12 protein-coding genes are annotated in these 22,249 nt (G+C 42.5%); 2 read left to right on the top strand and 10 right to left on the bottom strand.

Annotated elements, in window-relative coordinates:
- Window positions 1-4: 4 nt before the first annotated feature.
- The 6 genes from L0P31_RS02555 to rpoB form a co-directional block, all read right to left on the bottom strand.
- Window positions 5-523 carry a GNAT family N-acetyltransferase gene (locus L0P31_RS02555; protein WP_238095608.1) on the bottom strand — a complete coding sequence of 173 codons (519 nt, stop codon included), beginning with the start codon at window positions 521-523 and terminating at the stop codon, window positions 5-7.
- Window positions 513-956: a tRNA (adenosine(37)-N6)-threonylcarbamoyltransferase complex ATPase subunit type 1 TsaE gene (gene tsaE, locus L0P31_RS02550; RefSeq protein ID WP_238095606.1), complete on the bottom strand. Its 444-nt coding sequence runs from the start codon at window positions 954-956 to the stop codon at window positions 513-515. The genes L0P31_RS02555 and tsaE overlap by 11 nt, the downstream gene beginning before the upstream one ends.
- A gap of 95 nt (window positions 957-1,051) precedes the next feature.
- Window positions 1,052-1,684, bottom strand: coding sequence for a competence protein (locus L0P31_RS02545; protein ID WP_238095604.1), 633 nt, complete (start codon window positions 1,682-1,684; stop codon window positions 1,052-1,054).
- Between the two features lie 131 nt (window positions 1,685-1,815).
- Window positions 1,816-2,238 (bottom strand): nucleoside-diphosphate kinase, encoded by a 423-nt coding sequence (gene ndk / locus L0P31_RS02540; protein WP_100910921.1) that lies wholly within the window; start codon window positions 2,236-2,238, stop codon window positions 1,816-1,818.
- 118 nt (window positions 2,239-2,356) lie between these two features.
- Window positions 2,357-6,034, bottom strand: a complete 3,678-nt coding sequence (gene rpoC, locus L0P31_RS02535) for a DNA-directed RNA polymerase subunit beta' (RefSeq protein ID WP_238095602.1) — start codon at window positions 6,032-6,034, stop codon at window positions 2,357-2,359.
- A gap of 38 nt (window positions 6,035-6,072) precedes the next feature.
- Window positions 6,073-9,678 carry a DNA-directed RNA polymerase subunit beta gene (gene rpoB / locus L0P31_RS02530; RefSeq protein WP_238095600.1) on the bottom strand — a complete coding sequence of 1,202 codons (3,606 nt, stop codon included), beginning with the start codon at window positions 9,676-9,678 and terminating at the stop codon, window positions 6,073-6,075.
- A gap of 484 nt (window positions 9,679-10,162) precedes the next feature.
- Here rpoB and L0P31_RS02525 point away from each other — a divergent pair, with 484 nt between their 5' ends.
- Together L0P31_RS02525 and L0P31_RS02520 are read left to right on the top strand one after the other, a co-directional pair.
- A complete protein-coding gene (locus tag L0P31_RS02525) occupies window positions 10,163-11,647 on the top strand; it encodes an AcpB/EbpR/MafR family transcriptional regulator (RefSeq protein ID WP_238095598.1) in 1,485 nt (494 codons plus the stop codon).
- 106 nt (window positions 11,648-11,753) lie between these two features.
- The gene (locus L0P31_RS02520; RefSeq protein ID WP_238095596.1) at window positions 11,754-15,650 is read left to right on the top strand and encodes a pullulanase; all 3,897 of its coding nucleotides are present in this window, start codon (window positions 11,754-11,756) and stop codon (window positions 15,648-15,650) included.
- 96 nt (window positions 15,651-15,746) lie between these two features.
- Here L0P31_RS02520 and L0P31_RS02515 read toward each other — a convergent pair whose 3' ends face one another.
- The 4 genes from L0P31_RS02515 to L0P31_RS02500 form a co-directional block, all read right to left on the bottom strand.
- Window positions 15,747-16,796 carry an LLM class flavin-dependent oxidoreductase gene (locus L0P31_RS02515; RefSeq protein ID WP_238095594.1) on the bottom strand — a complete coding sequence of 350 codons (1,050 nt, stop codon included), beginning with the start codon at window positions 16,794-16,796 and terminating at the stop codon, window positions 15,747-15,749.
- Between the two features lie 118 nt (window positions 16,797-16,914).
- The gene (gene glmS / locus L0P31_RS02510) at window positions 16,915-18,723 is read right to left on the bottom strand and encodes a glutamine--fructose-6-phosphate transaminase (isomerizing) (RefSeq protein WP_203175577.1); all 1,809 of its coding nucleotides are present in this window, start codon (window positions 18,721-18,723) and stop codon (window positions 16,915-16,917) included.
- A 191-nt stretch (window positions 18,724-18,914) separates the two neighbouring features.
- Entirely contained in the window at window positions 18,915-20,294 is a 1,380-nt protein-coding gene (gene bglA, locus L0P31_RS02505) for a 6-phospho-beta-glucosidase (protein ID WP_238095592.1), read from the bottom strand.
- Between the two features lie 98 nt (window positions 20,295-20,392).
- Window positions 20,393-22,246 (bottom strand): proline--tRNA ligase, encoded by a 1,854-nt coding sequence (locus L0P31_RS02500; RefSeq protein ID WP_020902704.1) that lies wholly within the window; start codon window positions 22,244-22,246, stop codon window positions 20,393-20,395.
- Window positions 22,247-22,249 lie beyond the last annotated feature (3 nt).

Below are 22,249 nucleotides of genomic sequence, written 5' to 3'. Positions count from 1 at the left end.
TCTATCAATCTATCAGTCTACCCATCAGGTAAACATCTATAAATTTCCCTTCTTCTATGTACGCACCGCGCTCTTGTCTACCTTCAATTACAAAGCCATGCTTTTGATATAAATGAACTGCAGCCTGATTGCGAGTTTGGACAGTTAGTTGAAGTCGACGAAGAATGCCACTAGCCTGTGCCCATTCTACGACTTCTTCAAGTAACAAACTCCCCAGTCCATTATTCCAATACTTCTTACCAATCACAATAAAGAGATCTCCAATATGACGAACTCTCTTGCGTTGATCAGCTGTGATATTCACAAGACCAGCAATTTCATCATTCAGCAAGGCCAGTAAAGTGATTTGATTTTCAGAGTGAGCCTGTTTATCCAAAAACAACTCCATCTCAGTATCTGTCATCAAAATGCCATTCCTGTCCAGACTGGTAAAATCTGTTTCTACACTGACACGATTTAAAAATGATACTAATTCAGCCGCATCTTCAACTTCTGCTTCCCTAATGAGCAACTCATACTCCATGTTGAAACTCCTTTAAGAGTTTTTCTGCACGCAAACCCTTGGCTTTGAAGTTTAATCTGCGACCGTCTTCTTCTTTTAGAATTTCCAACTCTAAATAAGTATCTGGTAAGGCATCACCTAAAAGATTCCCCCACTCGATGACAGTCACTCCACCACCAAAGAGAAACTCATCCAAGTCGATAGAATCAGCATCCCCCTCAATACGATAAACATCTAGGTGGTAAAGTGGAAGACGACCTTCATACTCTCTTACGATAGTGTAAGTTGGACTCTTAATCATCTGAGTAATCTGTAATCCTTTAGCAAGACCTTTTGTAAATGTCGTTTTGCCTGCTCCAAGTTCACCAGTTAGAATTAAGACGTCATTTTTTTCTAATAAATAGCCCAAACGTTCACCTAAGGACTGTAACTCTTCTTCGTTTTTAGTGTACATGTTTCTATTATACCAAAAAGTTGCCCTTTGTCGAGATATTATCTGTGAATTCCATATTATAAATTGTAAAACTAGAACTATCTCTTTTTTTGTTCTTAAAATAGAAACAGCAAGAAGACAACTAACAAGATATCTCTCATCAAATGGCTGTAAAATGAAACTTCCCAGCGAATAACTTTTGGCACCAACAGTCCTAGAAATAGCATTCCCAAGGCAATATAAAAGGTCATGGATAATAGCATCCAAGGATTTCTGAGAAAGATTAGAATAGCTAGTCCACTAATAAAACAAATTTCCTTCTTTCCCAAAAACTTTTTCACTCCATTTACATACTTCTGAATCGGTAAAAAGACTAGCAAATCAATACCAAATAAGAAAAAGAAACTCGGTAGAAAGACTTCTACAAACTCTTCACCAGTTGCCCTTCCCGTAAGAAGATATTCTATGATAATCAAAGCTAAACCTAAAACATTTACCAATAGTAACAGAGTATACAAAAATTGTTGTCTATCTTCTTTAAAAACTGAATAATGTTGATTTCGTTGTCCTCTATAATAGTTTAGCCCTGCACCAATACTCGCAAGGAGCAACATACCCACTAAATAATAGAAGCAGTTTTGATTTAACATCAAGGACCAAGTCGATAAACTTAAACAAGAACAGCTACTAAGTCCAAAAACCGTCAGCAATAACAAAACTCGAATTTGCTTTTTCATTCTTTCCATCATTCTTCCTCCCTTACTTGCTCTTATTATAAGCTAGAAATTCTCATCATTGCTAGAATATTTCTCAACTGTCAGTTTTCTACTCTAAAATGAAAAAAAGTTTGATGCAAGTAATTCTCACACCAAACTTTTTGCTATTTTTCCTTAAACCAAAGAGCAATTTCTCGCTTCGCTGACTCTTCTGAATCCGAACCATGGACAACATTTTGGATAACCTGATTTTCACCAGCCGCTTTTGCAAAATCACCTCGAATAGTTCCTGGCAAAGCTTCTTCTGGACGAGTTGCTCCCATCATGGTCCGCCAAGTTTCGATTGCTTTGGGACCAGAGATAACGCCCACAAGAATCGGTCCTGAAGTCATGAATTCACGAATCGGTGGGTAAAAACTCTGACCAACCAAGTCCTGATAGTGCTGATCAATCAACTCTTCTGAGACCTGTGAACGCAACTCCAATTTTTCAATTGTAAATCCACGTTGTTCTATCCGTTTCAACACTTCACCCACTAGTCCTCTTTTTACACCATCTGGTTTAATGATAAAGAATGTTTGTTCCATACCCGTCTCCTTTGTCAGCTTCTTTCTTTTATTTTACCACATTTCATGGAAAAATGGAGAAAATTTTCAGAAAAGAGAAAGAGAACCCGAAGGCTCTCTCATTCTTTCTTATTCTCTCTTATTCTACTGTTTCTTCCACAGTTTCAACGGCAGTATCCACAACTACTTCTGTTGTTTCTTCATTTCCTTCTTCCTCTACTGGAGGATTAAGATATTCTTCTTCGTTGATAGCTTGTGGTTCAAGGTTACGGTAACGGGCCATACCAGTACCAGCTGGGATGATCTTACCGATGATAACATTTTCTTTAAGTCCAAGGAGATGGTCTTTCTTACCACGGATAGCTGCATCTGTAAGGACACGAGTTGTTTCCTGGAAGGAAGCCGCTGACAAGAAACTATTTGTTTCAAGTGAGGCTTTGGTAATTCCCATAAGGACTGGGCGACCTGTCGCTGGAACTCCACCTGAGATAAGGACATCTTTGTTAGCATCTGTAAAGTCATTGATATCCATGAGGGTACCCATGAGAAGATCTGTGTCACCTGGATCCATGACACGGACTTTACGGATCATTTGACGAACCATTACCTCGATGTGTTTGTCACCGATTTCTACCCCTTGGCTACGGTAAACTTTTTGTACTTCACCAAGAAGGTAAGTTTCAACTGACAAGACATCACGGACTGCAAGGAGACGTTTTGGTTGGATTGAACCTTCTGTAAGAGCAGCACCACGAGCTACTTGGTCTCCAACTTCAACACGCATACGAGCGGTAAATGGAACGACATATTCACCTTCGCCAGTTTCACCCTTAACAAAGACTTTCTTAGTACGAGTTGATGCATCTTCTTCGATAGCCGTAACTTGTCCTTTAACCTCTGTGATAACCGCTTCCCCTTTAGGATTGCGGGCTTCAAAGATTTCTTGGACACGAGGAAGACCCTGAGTGATATCGGTATTTGAAGCAACCCCACCCGTGTGGAAGGTACGCATTGTAAGCTGTGTACCAGGTTCCCCGATAGATTGGGCAGCGATTGTACCAACTGCTTCACCAACTTCAACCGCATCACCAGTCGCCAAGTTGATACCGTAACAGTGACGGCAGACACCATGACGAGTGTTACATGTAAATACAGAGCGGATAGTCACTTCTTCCACACCAGCATTGACAATTTCACGCGCCTTATCTTCTGTAATCAACTCATTTGGACCAATGATCACTGCACCAGTTTCTGGATGTTTAACAGTTTTCTTAGTGTAACGACCATTGAGACGCTCTTCAAGAGACTCGATCATCTCTTTTCCTTCTGCGATAGAGCGGATCAAGAGACCACGGTCTGTTCCACAGTCGTCCTCACGGATGATAACGTCTTGGGCAACGTCAACCAAACGACGAGTCAAGTAACCTGAGTCGGCTGTCTTAAGGGCCGTATCGGTCATACCTTTACGGGCACCGTGAGTTGAGAAGAACATTTCGAGTACTGACAAACCTTCACGGAAGTTTGAAAGGATTGGCAATTCCATGATACGTCCGTTCGGAGCAGCCATCAGACCACGCATACCGGCAAGCTGTGAGAAGTTTGAGATATTACCACGGGCTCCTGAGTCCATCATCATAACGATTGGGTTCTTAGGATCTTGATTGGCAATCAAGCGTTTCTCAAGTTTTTCACGGGCAGCACGCCATTCAGCTGTAACGGCATTGTAACGCTCGTCGTCTGTGATCATACCACGACGGAATTGTTTTGTGATTTGTTCTACACGTTTGTGTGATTCTTCAATGATTTCAGCCTTGTCATCAACGACTGGGATATCGGCAATCCCCACTGTCAATCCTGCAAGAGTTGAGTGGTGGTAACCGAGGTTCTTCATACGGTCAAGTAGGGCAGAAGTTTCTGTCGTACGGAAACGTTTGAAGATTTCAGCGATGATATTTCCAAGGTTTTTCTTCTTGAATGGAGGGTTGAGTTCAAGTTTGCTGATTGCTTCCTTGATATCTCCACCAAGTGGCAAGAAGTACTTAGCTGGAACGCCTTCTGTCAAGTTGGCATTGTTTGGTTCTTGCAAGTATGGTAGACCCTCTGGCATGATGTCGTTGAAGAGGATTTTACCAACTGTTGTAAGCAAGACCTTGTGTTTTTGCTCTTCTGTCCATGGTTTGTTGAGGCTGTCTGTCGCGATACCAACACGTGAGTGGAGGTGAACATAACCATTACGGTAAGCCATAACAGCTTCGTCACGGTCTTTGAAGACCATTCCTTCACCTTCACGACCAGCTTCTTCCATGGTCAAGTAGTAGTTACCCAAAACCATATCCTGTGATGGAGTAACAACTGGTTTACCATCTTTCGGGTTTAAGATGTGCTCAGCAGCGAGCATCAGGATACGAGCTTCTGCTTGAGCTTCTTCTGAAAGTGGTACGTGGATGGCCATTTGGTCCCCGTCAAAGTCGGCATTGTAGGCTTCACAGACAAGTGGGTGCAAGCGAAGGGCCTTACCATCAATCAAGACAGGTTCGAAGGCTTGGATACCCAAACGGTGAAGGGTCGGTGCGCGGTTCAAAAGTACTGGGTGTTCTTTGATCACTTCTTCAAGGATATCCCAGATGCGTTCGTCTCCACGTTCCACCAAGCGTTTAGCTGCTTTGACGTTTTGCACGATATCACGAGCAACGATTTCACGCATGACAAATGGTTTAAAGAGCTCGATTGCCATTTCACGCGGCACACCACATTGGTACATCTTAAGTGTTGGACCAACGGCGATAACGGAACGTCCTGAGAAGTCAACACGTTTACCGAGCAAGTTTTGACGGAAGCGTCCTTGTTTACCTTTAAGCATGTGACTCAATGATTTAAGTGGACGGCTACCTGGTCCTGTGATTGGACGACCACGACGACCATTGTCAATCAAAGCGTCAACCGCTTCTTGAAGCATACGCTTCTCATTTTGAACGATGATACCTGGTGCATTCAACTCAAGCAAGCGAGCCAAACGGTTGTTACGGTTGATAACACGGCGGTAAAGGTCGTTCAAGTCAGATGAGGCAAAACGGCCACCATCCAACTGCAACATTGGACGAAGATCTGGTGGAATAACTGGAAGGATGTTGAGAATCATCCATTCCGGTTTGTTTCCAGATTTGTAAAAGGCATCCAAAACATCCAAACGACGGATGGCTTTGACACGCTTTTGTCCAGTAGCTGTTTTCAACTCTTCTTTGAGTTCAGCAATTTCTTTTTCAAGATCTACTTGTTTCAAAAGGTCTTGGATAGCTTCGGCACCCATCTTGGCAACGAACGATCCATAACCATACTCACGCAAACGCTCACGGTATTCGCGCTCTGTCATGATAGACTTGTGCTCAAGTGGTGTATCCTTAGGATCAATCACCACATAAGCCGCAAAGTAGATAACTTCCTCGAGGGCACGAGGGCTCATATCAAGGGTCAAGCCCATACGGCTTGGAATCCCCTTGAAGTACCAGATGTGAGATACAGGAGCTTTCAACTCAATGTGCCCCATACGCTCACGACGAACTTTTGTACGCGTTACTTCAACCCCACAACGGTCACAAACAATTCCTCTGTAACGAATGCGTTTGTACTTACCACAAGCACATTCCCAGTCTTTTGTAGGACCAAAGATAACTTCATCAAAGAGCCCTTCACGTTCTGGTTTTAAGGTACGGTAATTGATTGTTTCAGGTTTTTTGACTTCTCCATAAGACCATGAACGGACTTTACTTGGAGAAGCTAGGGTGATTTGCATACTTTTAAAACGATTTACATCAACCACTATTTCTTCCCTTTCTATTCTAAGTGAACTGCTTTTTCTTACTCAGCAGCTTCTTCTGTTGCTTCCGCTTTTGTTGCTTTCTCAGCTTCTTCAGCTTCAAAGGCTGCTTTAGCCTCTTGTGCTGCTTTTTCGCGGGCTTTTTCAAGGTCATCTACGTGGATGACATCTTCGTCCATTCCTTCATCCAAGTCACGAAGTTCCACTTCTTGGTCATCTTCGTCTAGGACACGCATGTCAAGACCAAGAGATTGCAATTCTTTGACAAGAACTCGGAAGGATTCTGGAACACCTGGTTTTGGAATTGGTTTTCCTTTTGTAATGGCTTCATAAGCTTTCAGACGTCCGTTGATATCGTCAGACTTGTAAGTCAAGATTTCTTGAAGGACATTTGACGCACCGTAGGCTTCAAGAGCCCAAACCTCCATCTCACCGAAACGTTGTCCACCAAACTGAGCTTTACCTCCGAGTGGTTGTTGAGTAACGGTTGAGTAAGGTCCGACTGAACGCGCGTGCAATTTATCATCAACCATGTGGTGGAGTTTGATCATGTACATGACTCCGACAGAAACACGGTTATCAAATGGTTCCCCAGTACGTCCATCGTAAAGGATCGTTTTGGCATCGCTATCCATACCTGCTTCTTTAACAGTTGACCAAAGGTCTTCAGAACTTGCTCCGTCAAAGACTGGTGTTGCGATGTGAATACCAAGAGTACGAGCAGCCATACCAAGGTGAAGCTCCATAACCTGACCGATATTCATACGTGATGGCACCCCAAGTGGGTTCAACATGATGTCGACTGGAGTTCCGTCTGGAAGGTAAGGCATGTCTTCTACAGGAACGATACGAGAGACAACCCCTTTGTTTCCGTGACGTCCGGCCATCTTATCTCCGACCTTAATCTTACGTTTTTGAGCGATGTAGACGCGAACCAGCATGTTAACACCTGATTGCAATTCATCTCCATTTGCACGTGTAAAGATTTTAACATCACGAACGACACCATCGGCACCGTGTGGTACACGAAGAGAAGTATCACGCACTTCACGTGACTTGTCTCCAAAGATAGCGTGCAAGAGACGTTCTTCAGCTGAAAGGTCTTTCTCACCCTTAGGTGTTACTTTACCTACAAGGATATCGCCTTCCTTAACCTCAGCACCAATACGGATAATCCCCATTTCGTCAAGGTCTTTGAGGGCATCTTCACCAACGTTTGGAATTTCACGCGTAATTTCTTCAGGTCCAAGCTTTGTATCGCGTGTTTCTGATTCGTATTCTTCAAGGTGGACAGATGTGTAGACATCGTCTTTCACCAAGCGTTCGCTCATGATAACGGCATCCTCGAAGTTGTAACCTTCCCAAGTCATGTAGGCAACGATTGGGTTTTGTCCAAGCGCCATTTCTCCATTTTCCATAGAAGGTCCGTCAGCGATGAAATCGCCTTTCTCAACGGCATCACCAACTTTTACGAGAGTGCGTTGGTTATAAGCAGTACCTGAGTTCGAACGACGGAATTTTTGGATGTGGTAAACGTCCAATGAACCATCTTCACGACGAACTTCTACCTTGTCAGCATCTGCATAGGTAACTTTACCGTCATACTGAGCAATCACAGCCGCTCCTGAATCGTGGGCTGCTTGGTATTCCATACCAGTACCAACGTAAGGTGCTTTAGGATTAATCAATGGTACAGCCTGACGTTGCATGTTGGCTCCCATGAGGGCACGGTTGGAGTCATCGTTTTCCAAGAAAGGAATACATGCTGTCGCAACGGCAACTACCTGTTTTGGTGATACGTCCATGTAGTCAACAACATTCGCTGGATACTCTTGGTTGACCCCTTGGTGACGTCCCATGACAACTTTCTCAGCAAATGTTCCATCTTCATTCAGACGAGAATTAGCCTGTGCTACAGTAAATTCATCTTCTTCATCGGCTGTCAACCAAACGATTTCGTTCGTAACAACACCTGTTTCACGGTCAACTTTACGGTATGGTGTTTGAACAAAACCATATTTGTTCAAGTGTCCGTAAGATGACAAGTTATTGATCAAACCGATGTTAGGTCCTTCAGGTGTCTCGATTGGACACATACGACCGTAGTGAGTGTAGTGCACGTCACGTACTTCATATCCAGCACGGTCACGTGTCAAACCACCAGGCCCCAAGGCTGACAAACGGCGTTTGTGAGACAACTCAGAAAGTGGGTTGTGTTGGTCCATGAACTGTGACAACTGTGATGAACCAAAGAATTCTTTAACCGCAGCTGTTACAGGACGGATATTGATAATTTGTTGTGGTGTCAAGACTTCGTTGTCCTGGACAGACATCCGTTCACGGACATTACGTTCCATACGAGAAAGTCCAAGACGTACTTGGTTAGCAAGCAATTCACCAACCGCACGGATACGACGGTTTCCAAGGTGGTCGATATCATCTACACGGCCAAGCCCTTCAGCCAAGTTGAGGAAGTAGCTCATCTCAGCAAGGATATCTGCAGGAGTGACGATACGAACCTTGTCATCTGGATTAGCATTACCGATGATCGTTACAACACGGTCTGGATCAGTTGGAGCAACAACCTTGAATTTTTGAAGAACAACTGGCTCAGTCACAACCGCAGCATCATTTGGAATGTAGACAATCTTGTTCAAATCACCATCCAAATGGCTTTCAATACTTTCAATCACGCTACGAGTCATGATTGTACCAGCTTCTACCAAGATTTCTCCTGTTTCAGGGTCTACCAATGGCTCTGCAATGGTTTGATTAAGCAAACGTGTTTTAACATTGAGTTTTTTATTGATTTTGTAACGACCAACTGCTGCTAAATCATAGCGACGTGGGTCAAAGAAGCGTGCCACAAGCAAGCTACGTGAGCTTTCAGCAGTCTTAGGCTCACCTGGACGAAGGCGTTCGTAAATTTCTTTCAAGGCTTCGTCTGTACGAGAGTCCATTGGATTCTTGTGGATATCTTTTTCAACAGTATTACGAACCAATTCGCTATCACCAAAGATATCAAAGATTTCATCATCACCTGAGAAACCAAGAGCACGAACCAAGGTCGTAAATGGAATCTTACGAGTACGGTCGATACGAGTGTAGGCGATATCTTTTGAGTCACTTTCAAGTTCCAACCAAGCTCCACGGTTAGGGATAACAGTTGAACCGTAGCCCACTTTACCGTTTTTATCAACTTTATCGTTAAAGTAAACACCTGGTGAGCGGACCAACTGAGATACGATGATACGTTCACCACCATTGATGATGAAAGTACCCATTTCAGTCATGATTGGGAAATCACCAAAGAAAACTTCTTGGGTTTTGATTTCGCCTGTTTCTTTATTGATCAAGCGGAAGGTTACAAAAATTGGTGCTGAGTAGCTAGCATCGTGAATACGAGCTTCTTCTAGCGTATATTTTGGTTCCTTGATTTCATATCCAACAAATTCCAACTCCATTGTGTCTGTGAAGTTTGAAATTGGCAATACATCTTCAAACACTTCCTTAAGACCATGGTCTAGAAAATCTTTGAATGAGTCAGTTTGAATTTCAATCAAATTTGGTAAGTCAAGAACTTCTTTGATTCTTGAAAAACTACGACGGGTACGATGTTTCCCGTATTGAACGTCATGTCCTGCCAAGATGATTCTCCTTTGTAAATAAGTTCCAAGCCTTGTCAATCAGGCTTTTCTAATCGTCATATGGTTTCAAAAACCCTTATCACCGTGTCCTCTTGATAAATTTTCAGAATCTTTAAGTCTTTGTTACAAGTATTCAAAATCCTGAAAAAAAAGCACAAAAAGAGCAGCTAAATCTGACTTTTTCAGAAGATTTAACTGCTGTGAGTCTTGTCTGGACAATATTTCAGACAAAACCTACGACAAATGATTACTCATATTATACCCTATTTAGCTAGATTTTTCAAGGGGATTGACGAATTTTTGACAAAATCTTTTCCTATAAAAATTTGCATTCTACTATCACTTTTCAAACTTCATTTTCAGTTTAATAGTCCAAGGAAAATATAGTAAATTCAGATTTTCCTATTTTATCTTAGGCTGTTTTTCTTGACTTTACTAGGCTTTTCTTTTAATATATATGTATAAATATATATGGAGGTTTATTATGAATATCTTGCTGACTAAAAAAGAACAAGACTTGCTATTCTTGCTGGAAGAATTAACCAAGAACCATGATTGGATAGAGATTCCAGTTTTGGCAGAAAATTTGAAATTACCAGTAAAAGAATTGCAAGAACATCTTTCTAGTCTCGAGCAATTATTCCCAAACCTCCTAATTCAATCAAGAAAAAAAGGCATCCAATTGCAGTTTGAAGTCCAAAATACCTTGGATCCTCGGATTGCAATCTTTGAACAATCTACAACCTACTCTTTTTTGAACTATCTGTTTTTCAAAGAGGGGCGATCGCTTGAGCAAATGTATCAGTCGCTTTCGATTAATCCAGAGCAGATTGAGGAAATCATTCATCGTCTTAACACACTCCTTCCCCAACACTACAATATCAGTATACAACCTTCCCCTTTGGTTATGGAGGGAGCAGAAGAGGACATCCGCGCCTTTTATCTAGACTACTTTAGCCAAAGTTACAGTTTTCTTGATTGGCCCTTTCCTTCTATTTCTGAAGAGGCACTCACTCAGCTGATTCAGCTATTTTTAAAGGCCCAACAAGTTTCACCCAACCTCAGTAGTTTACGACAAATCAAATATACTCTAGCTATCAATCTGGAACGCTTTAATAAGAGTCATTTGATTGAAAATCCTATTGCTCTTTTAACCAGTCATTACAGCTCCCTCATGCAGATTCCCCAGTTTGAACAAGATATCAAAAAGCTGGCTAAAAAGCTCCATTTCGAACCGAAAAAGGAAACACTGGAACAGCTATTTTCAAACCCAGTAAAGTCTCCTCAACTCACAAACAATCCTAACAATGGCGTACTGGGTGATATTCAGCACATTCAAAAATCCTACCGTCTATTGAGCCAAATCCTAGAAGAGCTAGCCAAAGAATTTCACCTACAGATTGAAAATAGAGAAGAATTGATTTGGCTCCTCCACTATACTGCCCAATCTGATTTCTTCCATCTACTCAGTAACCAGTCTCTTGACAAACAAAAATACCAGATTTTAAGCAATTATCAGGCAGAATTTCCAAAACTATTTGAAGTAAGTCAACACAAATTCCAATCGTATCTGACTGAAATGGGGCTAGAAAATAACCCCATTAAACTACAAGAACTTGTCTACACCTTTTCGATCCAAGGGCAACGGATTTTAGTCCAATTACTTCAAAAACTTCCTAAAATACGTGTTTTAGTCATTAGTCATTTGGATAGCCATCATTCACAAAACATAATCGACACCCTCACTCACTACGGTAATAATCTCTATCTATTTGATTCTTGGGAAGAATCTACTATTTCTTTCTCAATTCTCAATCAAATTCCTCACGATATTGTGATCACCACCTTTCCTGTCACTAACTCTCCTAAACCAATTATCTACAATCGTAACTTCTCTACTTCAGAATTATTTCATCACCTCCACCTGATGGCTTCACAAATTCATAAAGAAAGACTGGCTGAATCGTAACAAAATTTGTTGCGATTTTTCTTTTAGTTTAATTTTAGGAAAACGCTTGCATATCGTTTTACTAAGTGCTATACTGATATAGAAATTTATTGATTGGAGAATAATTATGAAAAGAACAACTTCTCAAACTGAGAAAAAAATGGTCTACAGCATCCGTTCCCTCAAGAACGGAACCGGTTCTGTCCTTATCGGTGCAAGCCTTGTCCTACTTGCTATGGCCACACCAACTATCTCAGCCAAGGAAAATACTACAACCACTAACGCAAGTAATAGTGAAACTACTACTGCACTTGCCCAACCTCTTACTGATACAGCAAACATCGCTGGCAAGAACGAAAGCGATTTTTCTTCAACTAATAATGCAAACGCTTCCCTGGAGAAAAAAGAAGAAAAACCTGCAACAGAGCCAGCAACTCCTGTTTCAAGCCCAGCCGATTCAGCACCACAAACTGGACAAGATCGTTCAAGTGAGCCAACGACTTCTACTAGTCCAGTAACGACTGAAACTAAGGCAGAAGAGCCAATCGAAGACAACTACTTCCGTATCCATGTCAAAAAACTTCCTGAAGAAAACAAGGATGCTCAAGGACTATGGACTTGGGACGATGTTGAAAAACCTTCTGAAAATTGGCCTAACGGAGCCTTGTCCTTCAAGGATGCCAAAAAAGATGACTATGGCTACTACCTAGATGTCAAATTAAAGGGAGAACAAGCCAAGAAAATTAGCTTCCTCATCAATAATACAGCTGGAAAAAATCTAACCGGCGATAAATCGGCCGAAAAACTAGCACCAAAGATGAATGAGGCTTGGTTAGACCAAGATTACAAGGTTTTCTCTTACGAGCCACAACCTGCAGGAACTATCCGTGTCAACTACTACCGCACAGATGGCAACTACGACAAGAAATCTCTCTGGTACTGGGGAGATGTGAAGGAGCCAAGTAGTGGTGAATGGCCTAACGGAACAGACTTTACGGCTACAGGCAAATATGGTCGCTATATCGATATTCCACTCAAAGATGCAGCTAAAGACCTTGGATTTTTATTACTAGACAGAAGCAAACAAGGAGACGATGTGAAAATCCGTAAAGAAGATTATAAGTTCACAGATTTGAAAAATCATAGCCAAATCTTCCTCAAAGACGATGACGAATCAATCTACACAAATCCATACTATGTCCACGATATCCGAATGACAGGGGCTCAGCACGTAGGAACTTCTAGCATTGAAAGTAGCTTTTCAACACTGGTCGGTGCCAAAAAAGAAGATATTCTCAAGCACTCCAACATCACTAATCACCTAGGAAACAAGGTAACTATTACCGATGTTGCAATCGACGAAGCTGGTAAGAAAGTAACTTACAGCGGAGATTTCTCTGACACAAAACATCCCTATACTGTTAGCTACAATTCCGACCAATTCACTACCAAAACAAGCTGGCGTCTGAAAGATGAGACTTACAGCTATGATGGCAAGCTTGGAGCTGACCTCAAAGAAGAAGGAAAACAGGTTGATTTGACCCTCTGGTCACCAAGTGCTGATAAGGTTTCTGTTGTTGTCTACGACAAAAATGACCCTAACAAAGTAGTTGGAACTGTCGCTCTTGAAAAAGGAGAAAGAGGGACTTGGAAACAAACTCTAGATAGCACAAACAAACTAGGAATCACAGATTTCACTGGATACTATTATCAATACCAAATCGAGCGTCAGGGTAAAACTGTTCTTGCACTCGATCCTTACGCTAAATCTCTCGCTGCTTGGAATAGTGACGATGCCAAGATCGATGATGCCCATAAAGTGGCTAAAGCTGCCTTTGTAGATCCAGCCAAACTAGGACCTCAAGACTTGACTTATGGTAAGATCCACAACTTCAAGACTCGTGAAGATGCCGTTATCTATGAAGCTCATGTGCGTGACTTCACTTCAGATCCGGCCATTGCAAAAGACTTGACCAAACCATTTGGTACTTTTGAAGCCTTTATCGAAAAACTAGATTACCTCAAAGACTTGGGTGTAACCCACATCCAGCTCCTTCCAGTCTTGTCTTACTACTTTGTCAATGAATTGAAAAACCATGAACGCTTGTCTGACTATGCTTCAAGCAATAGCAACTATAACTGGGGATATGATCCTCAAAACTACTTCTCCTTGACTGGTATGTATTCAAGCGATCCTAAAAATCCAGAAAAACGAATCGCAGAATTTAAAAACCTCATCAACGAGATCCACAAACGTGGTATGGGAGCTATCCTAGATGTAGTGTATAACCATACAGCCAAGGTCGATATCTTTGAAGATTTAGAGCCAAACTACTACCACTTTATGGATGCTGATGGGACACCTCGCACTAGCTTTGGTGGTGGACGCTTGGGGACAACCCACCATATGACCAAACGACTCCTAGTTGACTCTATCAAATATCTAGTTGATACCTACAAAGTGGATGGATTCCGCTTCGATATGATGGGAGACCATGATGCGGCTTCTATCGAAGAAGCTTACAAGGCTGCACGCGCCCTCAATCCAAATCTTATCATGCTTGGTGAAGGTTGGAGAACCTATGCTGGTGATGAAAATATGCCTACTAAAGCTGCTGACCAAGATTGGATGAAACATACCGATACTGTCGCTGTATTTTCAGATGACATCCGTAACAACCTCAAGTCTGGTTATCCAAATGAAGGTCAACCTGCCTTTATCACGGGTGGTAAGCGTGATATCAACACTATCTTTAAAAATCTGATTGCTCAACCAACTAACTTTGAAGCAGACAGCCCTGGAGATGTCATCCAATACATCGCAGCCCATGATAACTTGACCCTCTTTGACATCATTGCCCAGTCTATTAAAAAAGACCCAAGCAAGGCTGAAAACTATGCTGAAATCCATCGTCGTTTGCGACTTGGAAACCTCATGGTCTTGACAGCTCAAGGAACTCCATTTATCCACTCTGGTCAGGAATACGGACGCACCAAACAATTCCGTGACCCAGCCTACAAGACCCCAGTAGCAGAAGACAAGGTTCCAAACAAATCTCACTTGTTGCGTGATAAGGACGGCAATCCATTTGACTATCCTTACTTCATCCATGACTCTTACGACTCTAGTGATGCTATCAATAAGTTTGACTGGACTAAGGCTACAGATGGTAAAGCTTATCCTGAAAATGTCAAGAGCCGTGACTATATGAAAGGTTTGATTGCCCTTCGTCAATCTACAGATGCCTTCCGACTTAAGAGTCTTCAAGATATCAAAGACCGTGTCCACCTCATCACTATCCCAGGCCAAAATGGTGTGGAAAAAGAGGACGTGGTGATTGGCTACCAAATCACTGCTCCAAACGGTGATATCTATGCAGTCTTTGTCAATGCGGACGAAAAAGCTCGCGAATTTAATTTAGGAACTGCCTTTGCCCACCTCAGAAATGCTGAAGTTTTAGCAGATGAAAACCAAGCAGGGCCAGTAGGAATTGCCAACCCGAAAGGACTCGAATGGACTGAAAAAGGCTTGAAATTAAATGCCCTTACAGCTACTGTTCTTAGAATCTCTCAAGGCGGTGCCATCGTTGCCCCAGCTGTGGAAGAAAAACCAGAATTTGATCTTTCTAGCTTAAAACAAGAACAAGGGCAATATAATATCCAAGACAATATTCCAAACCGAGTCGTCAAACCGGAACAGCAAACTCCAGCTCCACAGGCTAAACCTGATTCTGCAAAACCAGATGCAAAAGTAGCAGATGCGGATCATAAACCTAGCAAAGCTACAACTGATTCACATACTGAACAACCAGCACAAGAAACACAAGCATCATCTGTACAAGAAGCTGTTCAAAACGAATCGGTAGATAACTCTAGCAAGGAAAATATAGCTGCACCCCTAGCTAAACAAGCTGAACTTCCAAATACAGGAACCAAAAACGATCACAAACTCCTGTTTGCAGGAATCAGCATTCTTGCCCTTCTAGGTCTCGGGTTCTTACTAAAAAACAAAAAAGAGAACTAAACTAGCCCTCCTATAGAAAAATCCCCCAAGCCTTGACGCTCGGGGGATTGATTTTTGTACAATATTTATCGTCATAATAAATTTGAGTAGTTTTTATTAAGCCTCTTTCATGGCAAAATAAGCCCGTACTTTTGGAGCCACTTGCGTTCCGAAAAGTTCCATAGCTCTCAGAACCTGGTCATGAGGCATGGAACCAAGCGGTAGATGGAGCATGAAGCGGTCCAAACCTAAATCCTCAATCATGCAAATCAATTTTTCTGCCACCTGATCTGGATTGCCCACAAACATAGCACCATTTGGCCCAACTTGCTCCAAATATTGCTCATAACGCAATTCCTGCCAGTGCGGACGGTCTTTGGAAATAGCATCCACCACTTGCTTAGTCGGATGGAAATAATCTTTTACAGCCTGCTCACCATCTTCAGCAATCCAACCCCAAGAATGAGCTCCAACCTTTAGTTCCTGACTGGCATAACCCGCTTCGCTTCCAATCTCACGATAAGCCTGAATCAACTTTTTAAAATAACGAGGGTTACCACCAATAATGGCATAGACAATCGGTAGGCCTGCCTGAGCAATCTTCACAGTTGATTCGACATGACCACCTGTCGCTATCCACAAGGGCAATTTGTCCTGAACTGGACGAGGATAAACTTCTTTGCCAGAGATTGTTTGGGTCAATCGACCTTGCCAATCTAGTTTTATCTTTTCATTGACTAATTGAAGCAAGTCTAATTTCTCATCAAAAAGAGCTTCGTAGTCTTTCAAATCATAGCCAAACAAGGGAAAAGATTCCGTGAAAGAACCCCTTCCGGCCATAATCTCCGCACGTCCATTTGACAAAGCATCGATAGTGGCATATTGTTGGAACAATCGAATCGGATCCATACTTGAGAGAATGCTGACTGCACTGGTCAAACGAATCTTCTTGGTATTGACTGCCCCAGCTGCCAGAACAATCTCTGGCGCAGATATCGCAAAATCCGCTCGATGGTGCTCACCAATCCCATACACATCCAAACCAACCTTGTCAGCCAGTTCAATCTCTGCCAGCAACTGGCGAATGCGTTCAGCATGACTGTAAGTTTGCCCAGTCCCTTCAAGCTCCGTTGTTTCTCCAAATGTTGAAATTCCCAATTCTACCACAGTGATTCTCCTTGTCTATTCCGGTCCTTCATTTTGAAAAATTATTCTAACACGAATCTTGAGTACAAGCAACCGATTTGCTCACAAGAAAAAGCCTAGATAACTAGACTTTTTAAGCTTATTCTACCGTTACTGACTTAGCAAGGTTACGTGGTTTGTCCACATCAAGCCCACGGTGGAGTGTTGCAAAGTAAGCGACTAATTGCGTTGGCACGACCATTGAAATTGGTGAGAGGTAAGGGTGTACAGTCGTAAGGACGATATCATCTGTATCTTTGGCAACATTTTCTTCTGCAATAGTGAGAACCTTGGCACCACGGGCTGCCACCTCTTGGATATTTCCACGAGTGTGGTTGGCAAGGACTGGATCTGACAAGAGAGCCAAAACAGGCGTTCCTTCTTCAATCAAGGCAATAGTTCCGTGCTTGAGTTCTCCTGCTGCAAAGCCTTCACACTGGATATAAGAAATCTCTTTGAGTTTAAGGCTTGCTTCCATAGCTACGTAGTAATCTTGACCACGCCCAATATAAAAGGCGTTGCGAGTTGTTTCAAGAAGCTCACGAACCTTGGCTTCAATGGTTTCTTTCTCTGAAAGAGTTGATTCGATAGACTGAGCTACGATTGACAACTCATGAACCAAGTCAAAGACTTGCGCTTTAGCATTGCCATTTGCTTCTCCTACTGCTTTTGCAAGAAAAGCAAGGGCTGCAATTTGTGCTGTATAAGCCTTTGTTGATGCTACGGCAATTTCAGGACCTGCATGAAGGAGCATGGTATGATTGGCTTCACGTGAAAGAGTTGAACCTGGTACGTTTGTCACTGTCAAGCTTGGGATTCCCATTTCATTAGCCTTGACCAAAACCTGACGGCTATCCGCCGTTTCACCAGACTGACTGATAAAGATGAAGAGTGGTTTCTTGCTGAGAAGTGGCATACCGTAACCCCACTCAGATGAAATTCCAAGTTCAACTGGTGTATCTGTCAATTCTTCCAACATTTTCTTAGAAGCAAATCCTGCGTGGTAAGATGTCCCAGCTGCAAGGATGTAGATACGGTCTGCGTCTTGAACAGCCTGGATGATAGCTGGGTCTACTACTACTTGACCAGCCTCATCTGTGTAGGCTTGGATTAGTTTACGCATAACAGTTGGTTGCTCGTCAATTTCCTTAAGCATGTAGTAAGGGTAAGTTCCTTTACCGATATCTGACAAGTCTAGCTCAGCAGTGTAGCTAGCACGCTCACGACGATTTCCATCATAGTCTTGAACTTCCACACTATCAGCCTTGACGATTACCAACTCTTGGTCATGAATTTCCATGTATTGGTTGGTCTCACGAATCATAGCCATAGCATCTGAGCAGACCATGTTGTAGCCTTCCCCAAGACCAATCAAAAGTGGTGATTTATTTTTAGCCACGTAGATGACTTCAGGGTCTTGTGAGTCAACCAAGGCAAAGGCATAAGAACCACGGATGATATGAAGGGCTTTTTTGAAGGCTTCAAGAACTGACAAGCCATCTTCTTCCGCAAATTTTCCAATCAAGTGAACGGCGATTTCAGTATCTGTTTGCCCCTTAAAGTGGTGACCTGCAAGGTATTCTTGCTTGATTTCAAGGTAGTTCTCAATCACCCCATTGTGCACCAAGACAAAACGTTCTGTCTCAGAGCGGTGTGGGTGGGCATTGTCTTCAGTTGGTTTTCCGTGAGTCGCCCAACGAGTATGTCCGATACCCGTTGTTCCCTCAACACCAGCTGTCTTGGCAGACAATTCTGCAATACGACCTACAGCTTTGACTAGGTGATTTTCAGCACCACCTAGGACAAAAATTCCCGCAGAATCATAGCCACGGTATTCGAGCTTTTCAAGTCCTTGAATCAAAATATCAGTTGCATTTGTGTTTCCAACAACACCAACAATTCCACACATAGTATATACGACACAGACCAGCTGTGCTTTCTCCTTAAAATTGGTATAGTCTAATTCCTCTTTTATAGAATCAGCAAAAACAGTATATACTTGTTTCTTTAACTTGTCAAGAGTAAAAATTGGTATAGTTCAAATTACGCTCCTGTAAGCAAAAAACTCTGACCAATTAGGATAATCAGTCAGAGTCCTTTTTAAAATCCATTATTATCACTTAGTTCCTTGAACCAGTGCCCTGATTTCTTCAGACGACGTTCTTGCGTTTCCAAGTCTAATTCGACTAAGCCATAGCGATTTTTATAACTGTTGAGCCATGACCAGCAATCAATTAAGGTCCAGATTAAGTATCCTTTACAGTTGGCTCCATCTTCAATAGCACGGTGAAGTTCACGAAGATGACCTTTTACAAAGTCAATACGGTAATCATCTTGAATCATTCCATCTTGACGGAATTTTTCTTCCCCTTCAACACCCATACCATTCTCAGTCAACATCCACTCGATATTACCATAATTTTCCTTGATATTTTGGGCGATGTCATAAATCCCTTGCTCATAAATCTCCCAGCCACGATGAGGATTAATTTTACGTCCAGGCATCACATAAGCCTCGTAAAAATGTTCTGGTAAGAGTGGACTCTCTGGATGCTTAGCAAATCGAGGAGCCATGACACGCAAAGGTTGATAGTAGTTGACACCAAGGAAGTCTACCGTATTGTCACGAATGAGTTCCAACTCCTCCTCCGTAGTATCAGGTAAGAGACCGTGTTCATGCAAGATTTCTACCAACTCCTGTGGATAAGTCCCCAAAACAGACGGATCTAAGAAAGATTGGGCCTGAAAAAGGTCCGCAATGCGAGCTGCCTTGACATCAGCAGGATGCTGGCTACGTGGATAAGCCGGTGTCAAGTTTAAGACAATCCCAATCTTGGAATCTGGCAAAAGTTCATGACAAGCCTTAACCACCCGACTGCTGGCCAATTGTGTATGATAAGCTACTTTAACGGCTGCCTCTGCATCCACCTTATGTGGATAATGGGCATCGTAAAAATATCCAAATTCTACTGGAACGATGGGCTCGTTAAAGGTAATCCATTGATCCACTAAATCTCCATAAGTCTCAAAACAAAAACGAGCATAGTCTTCATAGGCTGAAACAGTCGCCTTATTTTCCCAACCATCACCATCCTCTTGAAGGGCAAAAGGCAAATCAAAATGATAAAGATTGACTAAAAGACGAATCCCTTTGGCCTTAATAGCCTCAAAAACCTTACGGTAAAAGTCTACACCTTGAGGATTGACTTCCCCACGCCCTTGTGGAAAAATCCGTGACCATTGAATAGAAGTCCGAAAGGCCGTGTGACCAGTTTCTAACAGTAGCTCAATATCCTGTTCCCAATTTGCATAAAAGGTCGATGTCTTATCTGGACCAATCCCATTATAGTAACGATTTGGCTCCACTTGGTACCAATAATCCCAGAGATTATCTCCCTTACCGTCACCAGCTACACGTCCTTCTGTTTGTGGTCCAGAAGTAGAGGATCCCCAGACAAAATCCTTTGGAAATCTTAGCATACATTTACCTCTTTATCTACTCATTTTTCCCATTATACAGAAAAAACAAGGTAAAAACTAGTTACATTTTTTCCTTGTTTTTCTTCTGATTATAGTTTTTATTTCTTGCTGAGAATTTCAAGCGTTTCAAGCAAGTTATCTGCATGAACTTCGATGGTGTCACCAGTCGCTTTAATCTTCACTTCTACGATTCCATCGGCTGCTTTCTTCCCAACAGTGATACGGATTGGCAATCCAATCAAGTCGCTGTCGCTAAATTTGACTCCGACACGTTCGTTACGGTCGTCTGTCAAGACTTCGTAACCTGCTCCCATCAAACTTGCTTCAAGTTTTTCTGTCAAGGCTTGCGCTTCTTCGTCCTTGATATTGACAGTGATCAAGTGAACATCAAATGGCGCCAATTCTTTAGGGAAGTTGATTCCCCAAGCGTAACGGTATTCACCTTTTGGCGTTTTGTTAACAAAGAGGCGAGCGTGTTGCTCCATCACTGCTGACAGGAGACGACTGACACCGATACCATAACATCCCATGATAATTGGCACAGCACGGCCATTTTCATCCAAAACATCTGCTCCCATGCTTGCTGAATAGCGAGTGCCGAGTTTGAAGATGTGACCAATTTCGATACCACGCGCAAAGTTAAGAACACCTTGTCCGTCTGGAGAAATTTCCCCCTCACGAACTTCACGGATATCCACATATTCTGCAGTAAAATCACGACCTGGGTTCACACCAGTCAAGTGGTAGCCATCTTCGTTAGCACCAACAACTGCATTGCGAACATCTTGCACCTTACGATCTGCAATAATTTTAATATTCTCTGGCAAACCAACTGGTCCAAGTGAACCGAACCCTGCTTGAACAAGATTCGCCACTTCTTCTTCGCTAGCAACGTCAAAGAAATCTGCTCCCAAATGGTTTTTCAACTTAACTTCGTTGAGTTGGTCATTTCCAACTAGAAGGGCCGCAACAAGTTCACCATCTGCCATGTAGAAGAGGGTTTTGATCGTTTGTTCTTCTGGAACATTGAGGAAGGCTGCAACTTCATCGATTGATTTAACATCTGGAGTTGCCACACGAGTCACTTCTTCTTCAGCGACAACACGGTTGCTTGGTTTGTACTCGTTTGTTGCCATTTCCAAGTTGGCCGCATAGCTAGATTCACTTGAGTAAGCAATGGTATCTTCACCAGAAACCATCCATTTGAGCAATTCTGCCTTGATTTCTTCTTGCACTTCTGCAGGAATTTCGTCAAATGAGGCAACTGACTTGTCCAAGACAACCCAGCGGTCAAGGTCTGTACGAGCAGGTGTAATGGCCATAAATTCTTGGCTGTCCTTACCACCCATGGCTCCACCGTCACCAATGATAGCCTTGAAGTCTAAACCACTACGAGTAAAAATACGCTCATAAGCAGCCTTGTACTCATCGTAAACACTGTCCAAGCTATCATAGTTAGCGTGGAAACTGTAAGCATCTTTCATGATAAACTCACGTGTACGGAGTAGTCCATTACGTGGGCGTTTTTCATCACGATACTTAGGCTGGATTTGGTAAAGGTTGAGTGGCAATTGCTTGTAAGACTTAACAGAATCACGGACAATAGCTGTAAAGGTTTCTTCGTGAGTTGGACCTAGGATAAAGTCTGATTTTTCACGGTTTTTTAGTTTGTAAAGGTCCTCACCATAAGTTTCATAACGGCCTGATTCGCGCCACAATTCTGCACTGAGAAGGGCTGGAGCTAACATCTCAACGGCACCAATCTTGTCGAATTCTTGACGCATGATATTTTTAGCTTTTTCAATCACACGGTTGGCAAGTGGTAGGTATGAATAAACACCTGCTGAGACTTGACGAACATAACCAGCTCGCAACATAAGAGCATGGCTGATAACTTGAGCATCGCTTGGCATTTCGCGAAGCGTTGGGATAGGCATTTTACTTTGTTTCATAAT

Origin of the sequence: Streptococcus mitis, assembly GCF_022137125.1 — a bacterium.
Taxonomy (GTDB): Bacteria; Bacillota; Bacilli; order Lactobacillales; family Streptococcaceae; genus Streptococcus; species Streptococcus mitis_CE.
The sequence above is the reverse complement of the archived record's forward strand: the minus strand, read 5'-3'. Positions and strand labels throughout refer to the sequence as shown.